We start from the raw sequence: 18,845 nt of genomic DNA, 5'->3' as shown, positions 1-18,845 counted from the left end.
GGACGGCTGATGCACGCTGACGTATGCGCCCGTATGCAATGTCACACCTCATCTATGACTCCCGACCCGCAACCTCTCGCTCGCCGTGCCTCGCCGTGAAAGGGCCCCATGAACCCCGCGTACGCCACTACCGACCACGTCTTCACCGTCCCGCTGGACCACCATCGTCCCGACGGCCCGACCCTCCAGGTCTTCGCGCGCGAGGTCGTCGACCCGGCTCACGCCGATGGCCAACTTCCCTGGCTGCTCTACTTGCAGGGCGGCCCCGGCGGCAAGGCGCCCCGCCCTTCGGCAGGTTCGCCGGGATGGCTGCCCCACGCGCTGAAGACCCACCGGGTATTGCTCCTCGACCAGCGCGGTACCGGACGCTCCACCCCGCTCACCGCGCGCATGGCCTCCCGGTTCGCCTCCGCCTCCCAACTGGCCGCACATCTGGCCCACTTCCGCGCCGACGCGATCGTGGCCGACGCAGAACTGATACGCCGGCAACTGGGCAACGACGAACCCTGGGAGACACTCGGCCAGAGCTACGGCGGCTTCATCACCCTCACCTATCTCTCCCTGGCCCCCGACGGCCTGCGGGCCTGCTACGTCACCGGCGGCCTGCCCGGACTCACCGCGACCGCCGACGACGTGTACGCCCGTACCTACCCCCGTGTACGTGACCGGGTCCTCGACTTCTACGCCCGTTACCCCGACGACGCCCCTCGCCTCCGCAAGATCGCGGACCACCTCGCATCCGATGACATCCGCCTGCCCGGCGGCGACCGCCTCACCGCCCGCCGTCTGCGCACCCTCGGCCTCGCCCTCGGCATGGGCGACGGCTTCGAGCGCATCCACTGGCTGCTCGACGAATCCCTGGACAGTGACGGCGAGTTGACCGACACCTTCCGTCACCAGGTCGAGTCCCTGACCGGCTTCACCGACAACCCGCTGTTCGCCGTCATGCAGGAGACCCTGTACGGGCAGGGGGCCGGGCCGGCCGGCTGGGCGGCCGCTCGGGCCCTCACCGCCTTCCCCGAGTTCGCCGAGGAGGCAGACCCCCTCCTCTTCACCGGGGAAATGATCTACCCCTGGATGTTCCGGGAGATCGCGGGCCTGCGCCCCTTCGCGGACGCCGCGGACCTTCTGTCCCGGCGCACCGACTGGCCCCCGCTCTACGACCCCCAACGCCTCGCCGCCAACAAGGTGCCCGTCGCCGCGGCCGTCTACCACGACGACATGTACGTCGACGCAGAACTCTCCCTGCGCACCGCTCGCGAGGTCGGCGCCACCCGCGTCTGGGTCACCAACGAGTGGGAGCACGACGGCATCACCGCCTCGAACGGCCGCGTCCTCGCCCGTCTGATGGACCTGGCCGCAGGCCGCGCGTGAGCCGAACGCCCTCCGTCCCCGCCCCGAGCCGTCCCCTCCGATCCGACGGGAGTGACATGCCCGGCCTGTCCGTCTCACTGAGCCGTCTGCGCCGTTGCGTGGCGGCCCTCACCCTCGCCTCGTGCCTCGCCGCCCCCACGACGGTGAACGCGGCCTCCTCGCCTTCAGCCCACCGGCCTCCGTCTCCCGCCGCCGCTTGCGCGCTGCCCGGAAAGACGGGCTGGACCGACGAAGGCCACGACACCGGCCGCGTCCAGTTCCAGCCCGCCACCGGAACCCGGCGCGTCCTGACGCTGTTCGTGGACTTCTCCGATGCCGAGGCCACCGGCTCCACGGAGGAGTACGCGGCTCAACTCGCCCCCGTCGCCGACTGGATGCGCACGGCCGGCTACGGCCGCACCCGCCTCGCCCTCACCTCCCTGCACCGCTGGATCCGTATGCCGGCGGCCTCGGACTCGTACGGCTTCGAGCGCGGCCTCACTTTCGAGGCACACGAGAAGTACGTACGCGACGCAATCACCGCCGCCGACCCGTACGCGGACTTCTCCCGCTACGACATGGTCTACGTCGTCCCTCTCAGGACGGCGTCCGCCATCTCCTTCTCCCCGACCTACCTCTACGACCCCACCACGTCCGGGGTGACCGCCGACGGCACCCGCATCAAGTGGGCCGTCACCTTCGGCCAGGACCTGTGGCGCTGGGGCCCCAAGGTCGCCGCCCACGAGACCGGCCACACCTTCGGTCTGCCCGACCTGTACTCCTTCACCGGCCCCACCCACCAGTACGTCGGCGGCTGGGATGTCATGGGTAACATTGCCGGCCCCACGCCCCAGTACCTGGGCTGGCATTCCTGGAAACTCGGCTGGACCCGCGATGCCCAAGTCACCTGCCTGGCCGCCCCCGGTCGCCGCACCGCGCGCCTGACCCCGGTGGAACGGCGCCATGGGACCAAGATCGCCGTACTGCGCACCAGCGAGACAACGGCGTACGTCGCGGAGTCGCGCCGGGCCGAGGGCAACGACCGGGATGCGTGCTCGGTCGGCGTACTCATCTACAAGGTCAACTCCGCCACCCCGACCGGCGAGGGACCGGTCCAGGTCATGAACGGCAACCCCGCCGCGACGCCGCCCACCGGCTGCACCGGACTCGACCTGGCGGCGTACCGACCCGGCCAGACCTTCACGGACCCGGACAGCGGCGTCCGTATCGACGTTCTCGCGGGTGACGGAAGGGGGGATGTGGTGCGGCTCGGCATGTCGTAGGCCCTGTCCGGAGATGCCCCCGGCCACCGCACCTCGCCGCGTTGTCGGAGTCGCACGAAGATCGACAGGCGAGGTCGGAAGCTGCTTTCGGACCTCGGGCTGACGGTGTGTCCGGATCGCCGAACAACTCATACGAGGCTCACTCGCCGACGGATACAATGCGAACGTAAATCTTGAGCGCTGTCACACTGCTGGACCGCACCCGGCACGCGGGTGCCCGGTCCGTCCATGCGGCCGGGGCAGGGTCTCATCACCACTGTCCAGGCTGAAGGACCAGGTCCGGCAGATGCCTTCGCACAGGCGACGAATTGCCTCAGGGAACGGAATCGCCAGGCTTCGGTTGGCCGAGCGTGAGAGGGACGCAGACGGGGCATCAGCCCGGCCGAGCGTCAGCCGGCGCCCACAGGAGAACCCAACGATGCTTCTAGGCCGGCGTGCCGAGCGTAGGGCGATCGAACGGCTACTCGCAGATGTGCGTTCGAGGCGCAGCGGCGTGCTGGTGGTGCGCGGTGAGGCCGGTATCGGTAAGACCGCGTTACTGGAGTATGCCCATGGCGCCGCGTCGGGGTTCCGGGTGGAGCGTGCGGCTGGTGTGGAGTCCGAGATGGAGTTCGCGTTCGCGGGCTTGCACCAGTTATGTGCGCCGTTGTTGGACCGGATGGGTGCGCTGCCCGAGCCGCAGCAGGCCGCCCTGGGTGTGGCGTTCGGGCTGCGTGCCGGGGACCCGCCGGACCGGTTCTTGGTCGGGCTGGCCAGCTTGAGTCTGCTGGCCGAGGTCTCGGAGGAACGGCCGCTGCTGTGCTTGGTGGACGATGCGCAGTGGCTGGATGCGGCATCCGCACAGACCCTTGCGTTCGTAGCGCGGCGGGTGGACGCCGAGCGGGTGGCACTGGTGCTCGCGCTGCGCGACCGCAGCCCCGGCCCGAGCGACGCTCACCCCTTCGCCGGACTGCTGGAGCTGGGCTTGGACGGGCTCGGTGAAGCGGATGCGCAGGCGTTGCTCGCCACAGGGGTCAGGACACCGCTGGATGAGCGGATACGTGACCGGATCATCGCCGAAGCGCGGGGCAACCCGCTGGCGCTGCTGGAGCTGCCCCGAAGCGCAGAGCCGGCGAAGCTGGCGGGTGGATTTGGGCTGCCGGATGCACTGAGCGTGCCGCGCAGGATCGAGAAGAGCTTCCAGCGCCGGTCACGCAGCCTGCCGGCCGAGACGCAGCTGCTGTTGCTGGTCGCGGCGGCTGAGCCGCTCGGCGATACGGCGCTGCTGCGGGGTGCGGCCGGGTACCTGGGCATCGACGACGAGGCAGCTGCGCCGGCGAAGGCGGCGGAGTTGCTGGAGATCGGCGCCCGGGTGCGGTTCTTGCATCCGCTGGTGCGCTCGGCGGTCTACCGTGCCGCCGCACTGTCCGACCGGCGGCGCGTGCACCGCGCGCTGGCTGCGGCGACTGACCCGCAGGCCGACCCCGACCACCGCGCCTGGCACCGCGCGCAAGCCACGCTCGGGGTCGACGAGACGATCGCGGTGGAGCTGGAGCGCTTGGCCGGCCGGGCATGGACCCGCGGCGGGCCGGCCGCCGCGGCCGCGTTCTTGGAACAGGCGGTGGTCCTGACCCCTGAACCCGCCGACCGTGCACGCCGGGCGCTGGCCGCCGCACACGCCACGCACCAGGCCGGCGCGTCCGAAGCCGCCTTGGAGCTGCTGACGGTTGCGGCGGCCGTACCGCTGGATCCGCTGGGACGCGTCCGGGTGGAGCTGCTGCGCGCCCAGATCGCGTTCGATACCACCCGGGGCAGCGACGTGCCCGGGATGCTGCTGGACGCGGCCAAGGCGCTCGTCCCGCTGGATGTCGCGATGGCCCGCCAGACCTACCTGCAGGCACTCGAAGCGGCCGTCGTCGCTGGTTCCTTCGGCCGCGGTCGCAGGGTGCTGGAGGTGGCCGAAGCCGCCCAGGCCGCGCCCACACCGCCACACCCGCCAGGGGTGGTGGACCTACTGCTCGACGGGCTGGTGACCAGGGCCACGCAGGGATACGAGGCGAGCGTGCCCAGCCTGCGGCGGGCACTGGGGGCGCTCGGCAACCACGATCGCAATCCCCGCACCGCGGCAGCGGACGACAGCCGCCGCTGGCTGTGGCTGGCCAGCCGCGTCGCGGTGGCGCTGTTCGACGACGAGACGGTGCATGAGCTGGCCGGCCGCCGCGTCCGGCTCGCCCGCGAAGCGGGTGCACTGTCCGAGCTGCCCGCCGCGCTTGACTATTTCGCCGTTGTGCTCGTGCACACCGGCGAGCTCGCCCACGCCGCCGAGCTCGTCGCCGAGGCCACCGCGATCCAGCCGGCGGCCGTCACCATCACCGGGATCATGCTCGCCGCCTGGCGCGGCCGGCAGGCCGAAACCTCCGAGCTGTACGCGGCCATGGTTCAGGACGCGACCCGGCGGGGCGAGAGCGCGGTGGTCACCGTGGCCCAGTACACGCTGGCCGTGCTGCACAACGGCCTGGGCGACTACCGCGCCGCGTTCGACGCCGCAGCAGGCCCGAGCGACTCCGACGAGCTGGAGCACAGCAACCTGGCCCTGCCCGAGCTCATCGAGGCGGCCGTCCGCGCCGGTGAACCAGCCTCGGCGGCCGCCGCGCTGGAGCTGCTCAGCTCGCGAACTCGCGCCAGCGGCACCCAGTGGGCGCTCGGTCTTGAGGCGCGCTCGCGAGCGCTGACCAGCACCGGGCCGACCGCCGAGGCGCTGTATCGCGAGGCGATCGAGCGGTTTGGGTGCTGCCGGATGGTGACCCATCTCGCCCGCGCCCACCTGGTCTACGGCGAATGGCTGCGCCGCGAAGGCCGGCGTCAGGCCGCCCGCGAGCAACTCCGCACCGCCCACGAACTGCTGTCCGGCATGGGCGCAGAGGCATTCGCCGCCCGCGCGGCCCGTGAGCTGCGCGCCACCGGCGAGCGGCCACACAAACCAACTGCCCAGCCGACCGATGCGCTTACCGCCCAAGAGCTGCACATCGCGCGGCGGGTGGCTACCGGGGCCACCTCCAAGGAGGTCGGCGCGCAGCTGTTCTTGAGCCCGCGCACCATCGACGCGCACCTGCGCAACATCTTCCGCAAGCTGGGCATCACCTCCCGCCGCCGGCTCAGGGACATGCAGCTTCCCTGACCCCCGGGCCGCCGCGAGCCCGAGAGGTGTAGGCGATGTTCGCCTACGCCACCGGCCTCCCGCCCGAGAGGTGTAGGCGATGTTCGCCGATGCGACCGCAGGGCGGCAGCGCCGAGCATGGAAGGCGTCCGGGACAGCCGCCCCGGACAACGCTCGGACGGGACGTTCTGACAGAGAGGTGCTGTACCACGGTGCTGCGTCTCTACCGGCGAGACGGAAACTGACGCGCACCCACGAACGATGAGGGGAACGACGTTGCGGAAGCCGAACGCGTCGCGGGCGACAAGCTTGATCACCCGGTTGATGCCCTCGCTCTTGGCGTTGCTGTACCCGGGGTCGATGAATGCCTCGACCTCGGGCCACCAGCGGTCGACGGTGATGGCGAGCTGTCGGACTTCGGGTATGCCGGAGTCCGCGCACCAGGTGAGGAAAGCAGGGCAGGCATGCGGGCGCCGGGGAGAGGGGCCGGGAATCCGGCACCTGCGGCGGACAGCACAGCTACGCCATCCGACCGACTGCGCGCCCGGCCTGCTCACGAATTCCTGATGACCGCAAACTGCGGCACACAGATCGACGAGAGGAAGACGGAAAGACATGAAGAAAACTCTGGTGGCCGGTGTCATCGCGGCAGCGTGCGTGACAGTAACGACGGTTGGCCTAGGAGCTACGCCGGCCAGCGCCGATCCCAACGACTGCCCCAAAGGGTATGTATGCGTCTGGGACAACAGCAATTACGAAGGACGTTTCGTCTTCGTTCCCGGAACTGAACGTCCCAATGTCGGGGAATACATGAACGATCGGACGACCGCCCTCAGGAACCGCACCGGTTCCCAAGTCTGCTTCTACCAGAACTCGAACGGCAAGGGATCCCTCCTGGCGAGGGTGGGCCCAGGCGATTCGCGCCCCAACATCGGACCGACAGCCAACGACAGGATCTCCTCGTGGAAGGCCTGCTAGCCAGGGCTTTTCGCCGGAGCTTCACACCCCGCCGTTACCAGCGACACATGTCCGGATGGGCACAGGCCAACGAACGCTGACCCGGGGCTGCTCTGTCGCCGACGGGCTCCCGGCAGGACGGAAGCTCGACCAAGATCCGCCTGTCTGCGAGGGAGCCCCGTTGGGCACTCAGCCTGCCATCGCCGTCTACCGATCAGCCACGACAGCGGCCCACCCGGTGTCGGTTCGAAGCCCCAGAACGAGGCTGGAGCCACAGTTCGGCGACCTGGGTATGTCGGTGAGATTGGGGAAACCGGTGTCGCTCAGCGTCGAGGACGCCTCGGATTGAGGGGTGTGAGTGTCGGGGAACCCCGTCCCACCGATTCGTACCCTCGTGGTTACTCCATCGGGACACGAGAGCCGGGACATCGTCAGGCTCGAAGACCGAAAGGCTCCACCCGGCGGCAAGTGAAGGGACCCGTCAGTGAGCTGACGAGACCTCACGAAGAATAAATTCTCACGCTTCTTCTTCGGCCTCTTCCGCTTCGGTTGATTACGGATGACGTGGCCTCGGTCTCCTGGCGTCGTCCGGCGCGGGGTGCCAGCAGATACCTGGAGGATGGCGAGAATGTGCTCTTGGCGGCCCTTGGGGCACGGGCCGGGAGCCGGGCGGGTCCAGGTTCCCGGACCCGGTGACACAGTCCAGCTCCCGGACACGTGCGCGGATCTGGACGCGGATCGTCTCGGCTGCGGCTTCGTGGTCCCAGGCCGGCGACACCGGTTCGATAACTCCCTCGACGCTTTGGGCGTGGTCGTTGCGGATGTGTGGGATGGCGAATTTGAGGCCGCGTTCGGGGTTGACGCCGTGGTTGCCGTGGGCGGACTCGATACTCCTCGGACCGTCACTGTCTTTCGGCTGGTTGCGGGGGGAGAGGGGTGCTCACAGGCTATTCAACGCCACGGCAGGCCTGCGTGGGGACGACAAAGTCCCCGGCCAGTGGCTGGGGTGAGGGTTCGGCGCGTCAGAACACGCTGGACAGCATCCACATCGCCAGCACGTACACGCCGCCGGCGACGCTGAGGATGATGCCGAGCCACAGGAGCGCGCCGAGCGGCCACGGGCCGGGCACTTCCGGCTTGGGCGGCTTGACGGGGCAGCACTTCGAGCAGTGATCGTCGGGCATTGCAGCATCATCGCGGGGCGTAGGCTGGGGCGGGAGGGCGTGAACGGGGCGCACATGGCGAAGCCCGGCCGGTCCGGCCGGGGCTTCGAGCACCTGAGCGGTCCGCCCCTCGGCACGGAACTGCAAAAGCCCCGTCCGCGCGCCCACCGCCTTGCCCGTCGACTGATTCAGCTGGTGGCGAGGAGCTCGAGCGTATCGATCACGCGGTTCGAGAAGCCCCACTCGTTGTCGTACCAGGCGACCACCTTGACGTGGCGGCCGTCGACGCGGGTGAGTGCCGAGTCGAAGATCGACGAGGCCGGATTGCCCGTGATGTCGGACGACACGAGCGGGTCGTCCGAGTACTCGAGGATGCCGGCGAGCGGCCCCTCCGCCGCGGCGTGGTACGCCGCCAGCACGTCCTCGCGCGTCACGTCGCGGGCGACGGTCGTGTTGAGTTCGACGATCGAACCCACCGGAACCGGCACGCGGATCGAGTCGCCCGACAGCCTGCCGTCGAGGTCCGGCAGCACGAGGCCGATCGCCTTGGCGGCGCCCGTTGTGGTCGGCACGATGTTGACAGCGGCGGCGCGGGCGCGGCGGGCGTCGCGGTGCGGACCGTCCTGCAAGTTCTGCTCCTGTGTGTAGGCGTGCACCGTCGTCATGAAGCCGTGCTCGATGCCGGCAAGATCGTCGAGCACCGCGGCCAGCGGCGCAAGCGCGTTGGTCGTGCACGAGGCGTTCGAGACAACCGTGTGCACCGCCGGGTCGTACGCGTCGGTGTTGACGCCGAACGCGAGCGTGACATCGGCGCCGTCCGCCGGCGCGCTGATGAGTACCCTTGTCGCGCCCGCGTCGATGTGGGCGCGAGCGGCCGTGGCCGACGTGAAGCGGCCGGTCGCCTCAAGCACGATGTCGACGCCGAGCTCGGCCCATGGCAGCTGCGCCGGTTCACGCTCGGCGAGCACGGTGATGCGACGGCCGTCGACGACGAGGGCGTCCCCGTCGACATTCACCGGGCGACCGAGCCGGCCCGCCGTCGTGTCGTAGGCGAGCAGCCGCGCGAGGGTGGCGGGCTCCGTGAGGTCATTGACGGCGACGACCTCAAGGTCGCTGTCGCGTTCGACCAGCGCGCGCAGCACATTGCGTCCGATGCGGCCGAATCCGTTGATGGCGATGCGAGTCATGAGTGGTGTCCCTTCGGGTTCGCCATCAGGCTCGCGTGCAGCGTCCGCCGGTGACAGCGGCGTGATCGCCACGGTCCGAAAGGATCGCGCCACGTGGTGGTGGCGGGCTACTCGCCCTGGGCGAAGGTGCGCCGGTACTCGCTCGGCGTGGTGCCGAGGATGCGATGGAAGTGCAGCCGCAGATTCGTACTGGTGCCGAGACCGACGTCGGCGGCGATCTGCTCGACGCTCCGCTGCGAACGTTCGAGCATTTCGCGGGCCACGTCGATGCGGGCGCGCATGACCCACTGCATCGGCGTGTACCCCGTGTCCTCGACGAAGCGTCGCGAGAACGTGCGCGGCGACACCGCCGCATGCCGGGCGAGCGCTTCAAGGGTGAGGGCCTCGCCGAGCCGGTGCAGCGCCCACTCTCGGGTGGCGGCGAACCGATCGCCGAGCGGCTCGGGCACGCTGCGCGGCACGTACTGCGCTTGACCGCCGCTGCGGTAGGGGGCCGCTACCAGGCGCCTGGCCGCGTGGTTCGACGCGGCCACCCCGAGATCGCCGCGCAGAATGTGCAGGCACAGGTCGATGCCCGAGGCGGCACCGGCCGACGTCAGCACGCTGCCCTCGTCGACGAACAGAACGTTCTCGTCGACCTGAACGAGCGGATGCTTCGCTGCGAGTGCCCGCGTGTAATGCCAGTGCGTTGTGGCGCGCTTGCCGTCGAGCAGGCCCGTGGCAGCGAGCGCGAAGGCGCCCGTCGAAATGGCGGCGAGCCGCGCGCCCCGATCGTGGGCGCCGATCAGCGCATCAACGACGGCCTGCGGCGGGTCGTCGCGGTCTGGGAACCGGTAGCCGGGGACGAAGACGATGTCGGCCCACTCAAGTGCGTGGAGGCCGTGGGCGACGTAGTACGACAGGCCGTCGCCCCCGGTGACGAGACCGGATTCCGCGCCGCACACCCGCACCTCGTACGGCATGCTCGCACGGGTCGTGAACACCTGCGCGGGAATACCGACATCGAGAGGCTTCGCACCCTCGAGCACGAGGACGGCGACGTGATGCGGGGATGGGGCAAGCACGGGGAAGAGGGTACGCGGGGTGCGGGGGCGCATCGGCCTGGTTCCGAAAGCCGGGCAGGTCCGCCGGAGGTCTCGGCTCACCTGTGGGCCGGCTCAACCGCTCACGGGCCACCTCAAGAACTCGGTCACATCGAGAGGCCGCTTCGACAGCGCCACTGACCCACCCGCTTCTGAGTTGGCTCGAGAAATATGGGGTGCAGATCTCCCAGAGCGATCTCGACCATGCGTACGTGACCGCCCAGCACCGCGGGCCCGGACTTCTGCACCACGTCAATCCGCGGATCGGGCTACGCGAGGCCGACTTCCTTGCCCTTGCCGACTTCACCACATCCGTTGAGCCCCCACGTTTCACTGGCTGACGTCGGACGAGAAATCTCGGAAAAAGTTGACGGAACCGTCTCCGTCCCAGCGAACGTTGAACGTGCAGGTCAACGCGTCGAGGGGCTGCTTCGATAAAGTAGCCGCGGTTCAGCGCGTACCCCCGCGGGGGTACGCCACGACAACCTCGGCCGCTCCTGAATCCTTCATCAAGGGGTGACGCCCTGCTCGATGGAGTGGCCTGTGGCCGACGCGACCTCCCGTAGGAATAAGGACGACCACGTGAAAGATCACATAGCACTGCCCGCTCTGCGCCCGGTCCGGGGAGCAGCCCATTGCGCCATCGCCACGCTTGCCCTCGCCGGCGCAGCCTGGGCGGCCCGGGCCGGGTGGCAAATCCAGCTCGCCGCGGCTGGACAGCCGCCGTCCGGACCGCCGGACCAGGGCGGCGGCCGACACCGCCCACTGACCGCGCTGGAGAACGCGTACCACCTCGTCAGTGCCCTGGGAGACGTGGCCGCGTTGCTGTGCGCGTTCGCCTTCCTGGCCTGGCTGTGGCGCGTCCGGGACAACGCGCGCGCCCTATCGGGACAGCGCCCCCGCTACGCCGGGCCATGGGTCTACGCCGGCTGGATCGTCCCCATCGCCAATCTGTGGATCCCCCGGGGGATCGTCGCGGACATCCACGGCGCCAGCGCCCCTGGCGAGCGATTGCCGCACGCCGTGAACTGGTGGTGGGGCCTGTGGCTGGTCGGGTCCCTGGGCGGGGCGGGCCTGTACGCGGGCACTACGGACGCGGTCATCGCCCGCGCCTACACGAACGCACCCCCGTTGCTGGTAGTCGATGCGGCCGTCGTCGCCGCGGCCGTGGCCGGCGTGTTCGTCGTTCGCGCCCTCACCTCGGTTCAGCAAAAACACCTGCGCTAACCCCAGCGGCGCAGCGCCGGCCCGGTATCGCTGGTGGAGCGGGCACGTGCACGGCGGTCATCTTCAGTAGCAAACGGTCAAGGTGCACTGACACAGGACAGTTGCCCTGCGCACGTTGCGTTTGTGTTGTCCCGTCTCAGTCGAACTGGCCCCTGTCTCAAGCGAATGGGCCCGGCTCGCTTGTCGGCTCGGGTGGAGTGGTCCGCGGACGTGTTCTTCGAAGGCGGGATGCCGCATGCCCCTCAACCAAGATCGATAACACGTTCAAAGAAGCGTGCGTCAAACGCCCGCCAGAACACGATCAAGTGCCGTCCGGCCTGCGGGTCCCCAGTGCGGCTTGCCGCCGGGAAGACCCCGGTCTCCGTTCTGCCCCATGAGCATCAGGAAGAGGCTCTTCATAGCGGCCAGCCCGCGGGCGCGCCGGATCGCCGCCTCGTCTGCATGCGCGTACATGTCGAAGAACCGTGAGGCCGTGCCCGCGGGCAGCAGCACCCATGCGGCGGCGAGGTCCCACGCCGGATCGCCGGCGAACATGTCACCGAAGTCGACGATGCCCGAGAGCGTTCCGTCCGAGACGACGACGTTCGCGGGATGGAGGTCGCCGTGTACCCACACCGGCGGGCCCTCCCATGCGTGGGCTGCAACGGCGTCGTCCCAGACGGCCCGGACATCGGCAGCGATATCGTCGGGGGCAACGGCCTGGAAGAAGTTCTCGAAGCCGTCCGTGCAGTTCTTGGGATGGGCACCGCGGTCCGTAGCGATCGGCGCCTCGGCGGGCGCCTCCACGTGGAGCGCCCGGAGGAAGCCCGCCAGCGTGTCGGCCGCGTGGTCGCCGCGGCTGATCGAGCCGTGGTCCAGCGGCTCGCCGGGAACCCACGTCATCACGGTCCAGTGCTTGGGGAAGCGCTCGGACGGTTCGCCGAACCGCACAGGGTTCGGCACCGGGAGCGGCAGGCGCGGGGCCAGCACGGGGAGCCACCGCCGCTCCTTGAGCTGGAGTTCTGGGGTGGGGTCCATGCGCTGCATGCGCACGGCCAACTCGTCCCCGAGACGCCACATTTGGTTGCCCCAGCCGCCCGCCACCTCGCGGATGGCCAGCCCTGCAAGGTCTGGATGTTGCTCCTCCAGCAGGTCGCGGACCAGGTCTGCGGTGATCTCGATCTCGGTGTCGGTCATGCGAAGCCACAGTACTAAAGGCGGCAGACGGAGCGGGCTCTCGCTCTCCAGAACATCTCGCTGCGATCCCTCTGGCATCACCAATTCGGTTTCAGAGAGCTACGGATCAGAGGCTTGGGACAGACCGGCCCCAAGTTCAGAGAAACCACCATGCCGAAGGTGACGGCGCCTCGCCAGACGGTCCGCATCGGCGGTGTGGCTTAAGCCTCCGGTGGCGGGCCGCACTGTGGACTACTCCACGAAGCCGCAGGCGGGCCTCCGCGGGGCAAGTGCCCGTGGTCAGCTGTGGCTGGTGCCGTCGGCGACGCGTGCCAGGTCCCGGGCGTCGCAGCAGCAGGACTCGCTGTGCCGCCCCTGCCACCGAACGTGCCGACTGCCAGGGCGGCGCCCGGCGGCGCCTCTGGCGGTATGAGGGATGCCCGGGACAGGAAATCCCGGGCACCGGCGCGATTGGACGGACAGGAGGCGACGGTCGTCAGTAGCCGCCAAGGCCAATGATGACCACGTAACCACCAAGGCCGTAACCGTAGTCGTCACCGTAGTCGTAGTAGTCGCCGTAACCACGGCCATGGTCGTGGTCATAGCCCCAGTCATGCCCGCCGTTGTGGCTGGAATAGCTGACCGGTGCGTGTGTCGGGGTGGCGGACGCCGTCCCGGCGGTGGCAACCGCGGCGCCACCTGCCAGCAGGAGGCCTCCTGCGGTCAGAGCGATGGCTCGTGTCAAACGATTGGTGGACATAGGTCCACACCTTCTTCAGGCTAGGGATCTTGCGGCCCGCCACCCGCCGACGAGTCCCGCAGGGGGCGGGAAGTTCGGGAGCTGCCCCTGGGTGAACCGACTCCTGGCGGTCACGCCATGGACGGGGTTGCATATGCCGCATATATACCTCTTACGTAGACTTTACACCCGCACCGGAACGGCCCCAAAGACGCGGTGCGGAAAAATGGGTGCAATATGCAAGGAAGTGTACGAAGGGCCGCGTCGAGCTGCCTCCAGCCGCTGCTCGCCCCGGCAGCGATGTGCAGGGGAGGCTGATCCGCAGCCGCGCGAGGTCGCGCACGGCCCGGTTATCCGCCGGCGCGGCCTATTCCCGCCTCCTCGTACCACGTCGTCGCCTCTGGCGGAATGTGCACGGACGCCCCTGAGCTTGTTCTCTATCTCTGGTCGTTGCGTAGATCGATGAGGGGGAGCTGCTCGTGCGGAACGTTGAGCCCTGGCATGAATCGACCGGCAAGTGATGGACGAAGCTGCCCGGGAAGATCGAGGGCCGGCCAGGGCTGTGGCGCCCGGTGGCCAGGAGAGCCGTGTGAGATGAAGGCGCCGTCCCTGCCCGGCAGGGCGTGACCGCGTGACGGCAGGCACTTCCTGTTCAACGCACCAGCAGCGAAGCCCGGGATATGAACGCCTCGATGGCAAGCCTCGCTTGGGTGTCCCTCGTGTCCCGCTCCACTCGGTCCTGCGCGTTCGACAGATCCCAGGTGCACTGGTAGGCCCGTTCGGCCGCGAGGGTCACTTCCCCGTCCTCAGTGAGCAGTTTGACTCGATAGAGCGCTTGCCGTGCCACTGTCCGGAGCCGGTGTGCCTCGTCCCGCGCCGTGAGGAATGCCTCTCCATCCTGATCATCCAGCTTGCGGTACCAGCGGGCCGCCTGACCGTGACGGTAGTCCTCCACTGCTGCGGCGAACGCACCGTACGTGGCTGTGCGCTCCTGCCGGAGCGCCTCGGACCGTGCGAACAGCTCACTGCGCTTGGACGCGAGGCGCTGGAAGGCATGCGTGATCACGGAACCCAGCAGCGTGCCCGCAACCGCTACGACACTTGTCCAAAGCGCTTCCACAGCACCAGCCGACCACACGAATGCCGCGACTCAGCCAGTTTTTACTGCTGACCTTGAACGGTGTCTCGAAACCAGATCGCCCACCTGGGCATTCCGGACATGGGGGCTGCCCCTGTCTGAGCAAGGCGTACACCTGACCAACACGAAGGCCGTGGAGATGAGCCTGCGGCCTGACGATGTCAGGAGGGAGACATTCACGGAACCTCGCGCTTCCGCGAAGCGAGAGCATGCGGGACCTCGCCCGCCACGCGTGCGAGACGGGAGTCGAGCGGAACTGCGGCGGCGCACGGGTTCCGAGGATGTCGTCACCCGGACCAGAGTCCAGGACGACGAGTGCAACAGCATCGACAAGTACACCCTTGACGGTATTACCGTGCGGGGCGGGCATGGGGCGATCCTCACGCACCTGGAGGAGCTGCTCGGCGTCCGCACCTCGTTCGAGGAGCTCATGGACCGGGCGTTGGCCCACGCCGACCAGAACCACACGGCATGGGCAAGTGCCACCATGCTGCTGGCTCACCGGCGCGACCAGGCGACCTGGACGGCAGCTGCGGAACTGGGCACGCACACAGATCCGGTTCACCGGTTGTTCGGTGCCGAGGTACTGCGGCTGACCCATCTCTTCGACGACAGTGACGAGGTCGCGTTCGCCGGCCCGCCCTGGACACGTTCACCGACTGGTCGGCCAAGGAGACGGCCCCCGCCGTCCTCGCCGAGGTGCTGGTCCTTGGCGACGTAGGCCAGGCGGGTCACATCACGGGCCAGCAGCTCCTGGCCGATCGGGCGGTTCAGAACCTCGATGATCTCGTTCGGCTGTGGTTCGGTTCCTCCTTCTCAGCGCAGTTGCTCGGCCAGTCCGACGATGATGCCCTCCGGGCCGCGGACGTAGCAGAGCAGATAGCTGTCCTCGAACCGGGCGATCTCGCCGACGAGTTCGGCGCCGTGAGGGCGCAGTCGGGCAACGGTGTCCTCGATGTCGTCGACGGCGAACATGACGCGGTGCGTGCCCGCAATGTTGTGCGGCCGGTTGCGCGGCCCGGCGCTGATCACCGCGGGGCTGCGGTACTTCGCCAGCTCGAGCCGGCTGTGACCGTCCGGGGTCCGGACCATCGCGATGTCACAGCGGACGCCGTCAAGTCCGGTGCACTGGTCGGCGACGAGGCCCTCGACCTCCGCCCTGCCCTCCAGCTCCATACCGAGTTCCACGAAGAACCCGATGGCGGCATCCATGTCCTCGACGACGATGCCGACGTTGTCCATCCGCTGAATCGCCATGCTGGTTTCTCCTTCTGCCTCGTGCGGCCGGTGGTGGCCGCTGATGTCCCTGGGACGGAGCCGGTGGCACGTTCTCGACATCCTCGGACCGCCGAACTCCGAAAAATCCCGGTCGCGCCTCAGCACCCCTACAGCAGACCCGCGAGCCAGGCGCCACCACCGAGGGTGAGTGCGGCGCAGGTGGCCGCTCCCATGAAGACGATCAGCCGCAGCGTGCCCCCACTTTTCCATGCTTCCTCGGCGATTCGCAGCGTGCGCGCTTGAGCCTTGCGCCTCCCCAATTAATTCACGGTGCCGGGTCACCCTTGGCGGGGGGAGTTCCCCGTGCCGCTCGCCCTCGCCGCACGCGTCCGTGCCCCGCCGCGCGGCGCCGGCGCGAGCTGGGGGCCGCGCTGACCCCCGGCGGGCCCGAGCATCCGTGGACGGGAATGCAGATCAGCGAGGGAGGGGCTCTGGGAACAAGCTCCGGTACGTCACCGTCCAGCCGAACCTCGTCGCCGAGGTACGCGCTTGGAGGGTGTTCACTCGGAGGCCCCGGGTAGGGGCGCAGAGGCGGAGACGCAACAACCGGGAGGGAGCAGGCACATGAGCCTCAGCACCATGACGGTAGGAGCGACGCAAGAGACGCTTGACGGTGATGTCCCGGTCGGTCAGGACACCCTTGAGCCTGGCGTGGGTGCCGCAGATCGGCAGGGAACCCGCTCCCATGTCCGTGAGCTTGCGGGCGGCGTCCAGGGCTGGTCATCCCACCACTCGGCATCGGCATCGGCGTTGCTGACCGATATCAACGCCCGCCTCGACGCAGCGACCAAGACATCGTTTCTTATAGCGGTCGTCGCACGACAGCTGGCCAGGGCCTGCGGCGATCCCGGACCGGCAATAGCGGCTTCCCACACCTCCAGGCTCCTGAAGGGCTACTCTCTGGCCGGGGCGGCGCCCGGCCGCTTGACGATCCGATCGTCGACCTCGATCGACTTCCAGAGCCGGCGGCTGATCCGGACCTTCACGGATTCGCCATCGGCAAGGCGGACTTCGACGAAGTGGTACATGTTCGAGCCGTCGAGCATTCCCCGGGACTTATTGGTGACGATGCCTTCCCAGGAGTCGTCTCGTCCGATTTTGCGAGATTTGAACATGCTGTGGAGCTTACGAGGACCGGCAGCCGACTCTGTAGGTCCTTGAGTCCTGTCCTGGGGATGACATATGTCCTGCCGGGCCACCGTGGCCGTTCACTGCCGGGAGCGACGTGCGGCCTGGCGCTCTCTTCAGTGCGGCGAGAAGGTCCACTGGCGGCCACGACGAAGTCGCCGTCCAGGATGCGCATGACGGGCGTCAGCTCCAGGGGATCCGGGTCAACCCGCCCCCTGGTCCTGGGGCTGGTGTGGCTGCTGATCGTGCAGAACGTGGGCGGACAGCTGAAACCCAGTCCATGCTGGAGACTCACTGCGGCATCGGCCACGTCGCGCATGTCACAGTTCGACGTGATGGAGCGACCTCGGAGGGCAGTTGCCTCATCTGACCAGGAGACACCGAAGCAGGAGACCGAAGGGGACCTGATGAGCGACATGACCGATGAGGAGATCGTCCGCGCCGTACGCGGGATGGCGGCGATGCAAGCCGAGCGAGAGAAGCTGGCCGAGCAGGTCTCGGCGCTTCGTACCGCGGTGTCCGCAGAGGACTTGGCCGAGCGCAATCGTTTCGGCGAAGCCATGGCGAAGATGGACACGAAGATCCTTCTGGAGTCCATTGAGGTGCTGGGCCGCATGGGTATGACACTCGCCTCACAGGCTTGCTACGCCGTCGCTAGGGAAGACCGCGCCGCCCGTCCACTGAGACAGTGAACGGGTGCTGGGTCCCGCTACGGCGCCGCCCAAGAAGGCGGTGGGTGCTCACTTGAGGCCGGCCGTCGCACGCTGTGGACCTTTGTACCAGCGGAAGGTTCGCCATCGACGCCGCGATCCCGGGACGTCCTGGCCCGCTGACCACGCACCAGGCGGTCAGTGGCCGGCGGCTGGACGAGATCGCCGGGATCAGGCCGGCGACTGACGGAGCGCGGTCGCCGGAGCCCCGGGCGGCGGCCACCCCCTCCCGCTGCTGTAGTCGGTCCGCTGCCCCCGGACGGATACTGAAGTGGTCTGGGAACGATGGGGTCAGAGATCTTTCCCACTGGTGTTCGGACTGGCCATCGGGTTGCGTACGCAGTTGGAGTGCCGGGGCATGCGGGGCCCGCGGGCGGCGCGCGTGTGTGAGAGAGCCGCTGCGGTGCAGGCGAAGCCGGCCAGTGCGCCGAGGGTGTTGCCGATGAGGTCGTTGATGTCGGTGCTGCGTCCGGAGTGGGTCAGGTATTGGGTGGCTTCGATGGCGAGGGAACCGAGGAATCCAGACAGAGCTGCCTGGTGCCAGCGCATCGGGAGGAGCGCGAGGAGGATGCCGCCCGGGGCGAACATGAGCACATTGAGAACGGCGTCGACGATGTCGGCCTTGTTGGTGACGTCCAGGGGCTTGAGGTTAACGGTCTGGCCGCCGCCGGAGGGCGTGCCGAACGTGAAGTAGATGACGCCGGCCGCCCAGAACCACAGCAGAGCGAGGGCCATACGCCGTGACATCTGCTGGGGGCGCTTGCGTATGGAGGTGGCGCTGTAGATCAGCACTCCGCCCAACACACCGGTGAGGAGGGCAATCAGGAAGAACATGGCCGGACGGTAGCAGTCGGATATATGAGGCCCTTAACGGGTGAGATGGTCGGCCGGGGGCCTCGCCCTTCTGGACGGGGATGACGGACGATTCCAAGACCCGCACCGGCTACCTGCCCCGCACCATGGCCTCCCTGCGCAACCACCTCGCATCGGCGTCCTCCGCCAGAACCGCCAGACCAACCGTGACTACCGCGGTGCCCTGACCGCCCTCGGCCTCACGTGATCTCCCCGGGGAGATCCTCATCACCGAATGGCCCTGGCTCCTCGCGGTTCCCCTCGGCCGGTGGCAGGACGACCGGACCGGCCCCCTCATGTCAGTAGCTCCGCTTAATCGCCACCTCAGAAATCGTCGCTTGCCCTGCCGGGAATCACGCCTGGTCCTGTTGGAAATCGACTCGGCAGCTGGGGAGATGTGCGATGAAGACGAAATGGTGGAGATCTCTTGGCTGGCAGATGGTCATCGCCGCCGCAT

At 68.6% G+C, this 18,845-nt stretch carries 17 protein-coding genes and 2 pseudogenes; 8 read left to right on the top strand and 11 right to left on the bottom strand.

Annotated elements, in window-relative coordinates; genetic code table 11:
- Positions 1 to 108: 108 nt before the first annotated feature.
- The 3 genes from IF67_RS0131935 (at position 109) to IF67_RS0131925 (ending at position 5,793) form a co-directional block, all read left to right on the top strand.
- A complete protein-coding gene (locus IF67_RS0131935; RefSeq protein WP_030991611.1) occupies positions 109 to 1,374 on the top strand; it encodes an alpha/beta fold hydrolase in 1,266 nt (421 codons plus the stop codon).
- A gap of 56 nt (positions 1,375 to 1,430) precedes the next feature.
- Positions 1,431 to 2,636, top strand: coding sequence for a M6 family metalloprotease domain-containing protein (locus IF67_RS0131930; protein ID WP_030991609.1), 1,206 nt, complete (start codon positions 1,431 to 1,433; stop codon positions 2,634 to 2,636).
- Between the two features lie 418 nt (positions 2,637 to 3,054).
- Positions 3,055 to 5,793: an AAA family ATPase gene (locus tag IF67_RS0131925; protein ID WP_030991607.1), complete on the top strand. Its 2,739-nt coding sequence runs from the start codon at positions 3,055 to 3,057 to the stop codon at positions 5,791 to 5,793.
- Between the two features lie 251 nt (positions 5,794 to 6,044).
- On the opposite strand, the pseudogene IF67_RS46400 reads toward IF67_RS0131925, so the two are convergent.
- A pseudogene (locus tag IF67_RS46400) lies at positions 6,045 to 6,389 on the bottom strand (transposase); the annotation flags it as partial.
- Between IF67_RS46400 and IF67_RS42240 the strand changes: the two are divergent.
- Positions 6,388 to 6,750 carry a peptidase inhibitor family I36 protein gene (locus tag IF67_RS42240; protein WP_078889752.1) on the top strand — a complete coding sequence of 121 codons (363 nt, stop codon included), beginning with the start codon at positions 6,388 to 6,390 and terminating at the stop codon, positions 6,748 to 6,750. The pseudogene IF67_RS46400 and the gene IF67_RS42240 sit on opposite strands and share 2 nt — an antisense overlap.
- Before the next feature lie 1,001 nt (positions 6,751 to 7,751).
- Here the strand turns inward: IF67_RS42240 and IF67_RS43985 are convergent.
- From IF67_RS43985 to IF67_RS0131910, 3 genes are all read right to left on the bottom strand, one after another.
- Entirely contained in the window at positions 7,752 to 7,913 is a 162-nt protein-coding gene (locus IF67_RS43985) for a hypothetical protein (protein ID WP_158713196.1), read from the bottom strand.
- A gap of 167 nt (positions 7,914 to 8,080) precedes the next feature.
- Entirely contained in the window at positions 8,081 to 9,079 is a 999-nt protein-coding gene (gene gap, locus IF67_RS0131915) for a type I glyceraldehyde-3-phosphate dehydrogenase (protein WP_030991605.1), read from the bottom strand.
- 107 nt (positions 9,080 to 9,186) lie between these two features.
- Positions 9,187 to 10,176, bottom strand: a complete 990-nt coding sequence (locus IF67_RS0131910) for a GlxA family transcriptional regulator (RefSeq protein ID WP_420708732.1) — start codon at positions 10,174 to 10,176, stop codon at positions 9,187 to 9,189.
- A 161-nt stretch (positions 10,177 to 10,337) separates the two neighbouring features.
- Here IF67_RS0131910 and IF67_RS43980 point away from each other — a divergent pair.
- Positions 10,338 to 10,502 (top strand): annotated as a pseudogene (locus tag IF67_RS43980) (hypothetical protein); the annotation flags it as partial.
- 241 nt (positions 10,503 to 10,743) lie between these two features.
- Positions 10,744 to 11,388, top strand: coding sequence for a DUF4328 domain-containing protein (locus IF67_RS0131905; protein ID WP_030991601.1), 645 nt, complete (start codon positions 10,744 to 10,746; stop codon positions 11,386 to 11,388).
- A gap of 279 nt (positions 11,389 to 11,667) precedes the next feature.
- On the opposite strand, the gene IF67_RS0131900 is transcribed toward IF67_RS0131905, so the two are convergent.
- From IF67_RS0131900 to IF67_RS0131890, 3 genes are all read right to left on the bottom strand, one after another.
- Positions 11,668 to 12,564: an aminoglycoside phosphotransferase family protein gene (locus IF67_RS0131900; protein WP_030991599.1), complete on the bottom strand. Its 897-nt coding sequence runs from the start codon at positions 12,562 to 12,564 to the stop codon at positions 11,668 to 11,670.
- Positions 12,565 to 13,039: 475 nt separating this feature from the next.
- Positions 13,040 to 13,303: a hypothetical protein gene (locus IF67_RS0131895; RefSeq protein WP_030991597.1), complete on the bottom strand. Its 264-nt coding sequence runs from the start codon at positions 13,301 to 13,303 to the stop codon at positions 13,040 to 13,042.
- Between the two features lie 631 nt (positions 13,304 to 13,934).
- On the bottom strand, positions 13,935 to 14,402 hold the full coding sequence (locus tag IF67_RS0131890) for a hypothetical protein (protein ID WP_030991595.1): 468 nt from the start codon (positions 14,400 to 14,402) through the stop codon (positions 13,935 to 13,937).
- Between the two features lie 373 nt (positions 14,403 to 14,775).
- Here IF67_RS0131890 and IF67_RS43975 point away from each other — a divergent pair, with 373 nt between their 5' ends.
- Entirely contained in the window at positions 14,776 to 15,141 is a 366-nt protein-coding gene (locus IF67_RS43975) for a hypothetical protein (protein ID WP_158713194.1), read from the top strand.
- A 95-nt stretch (positions 15,142 to 15,236) separates the two neighbouring features.
- Here IF67_RS43975 and IF67_RS0131880 read toward each other — a convergent pair whose 3' ends face one another.
- From IF67_RS0131880 to IF67_RS43965, 3 genes are all read right to left on the bottom strand, one after another.
- A complete protein-coding gene (locus tag IF67_RS0131880; RefSeq protein ID WP_030991591.1) occupies positions 15,237 to 15,677 on the bottom strand; it encodes a VOC family protein in 441 nt (146 codons plus the stop codon).
- 128 nt (positions 15,678 to 15,805) lie between these two features.
- Entirely contained in the window at positions 15,806 to 15,958 is a 153-nt protein-coding gene (locus tag IF67_RS43970) for a hypothetical protein (RefSeq protein WP_158713193.1), read from the bottom strand.
- Positions 15,959 to 16,591: 633 nt separating this feature from the next.
- Complete coding sequence (locus IF67_RS43965; RefSeq protein WP_030991589.1) at positions 16,592 to 16,813, bottom strand: DUF7489 domain-containing protein; 222 nt, start codon at positions 16,811 to 16,813, stop codon at positions 16,592 to 16,594.
- Positions 16,814 to 17,233: 420 nt separating this feature from the next.
- Between IF67_RS43965 and IF67_RS43960 the strand changes: the two genes are divergently transcribed.
- On the top strand, positions 17,234 to 17,518 hold the full coding sequence (locus IF67_RS43960) for a hypothetical protein (RefSeq protein WP_158713192.1): 285 nt from the start codon (positions 17,234 to 17,236) through the stop codon (positions 17,516 to 17,518).
- Between the two features lie 309 nt (positions 17,519 to 17,827).
- On the opposite strand, the gene IF67_RS0131865 is transcribed toward IF67_RS43960, so the two are convergent.
- Positions 17,828 to 18,370 (bottom strand): VanZ family protein, encoded by a 543-nt coding sequence (locus IF67_RS0131865; RefSeq protein ID WP_063754410.1) that lies wholly within the window; start codon positions 18,368 to 18,370, stop codon positions 17,828 to 17,830.
- Positions 18,371 to 18,845 lie beyond the last annotated feature (475 nt).

Origin of the sequence: Streptomyces sp. NRRL S-1813 (genome assembly GCF_000719605.1) — a bacterium.
GTDB classification, from domain to species: Bacteria; Actinomycetota; Actinomycetes; order Streptomycetales; family Streptomycetaceae; genus Streptomyces; species Streptomyces decoyicus.
The sequence above is the reverse complement of the archived record's forward strand: the minus strand, read 5'-3'. Positions and strand labels throughout refer to the sequence as shown.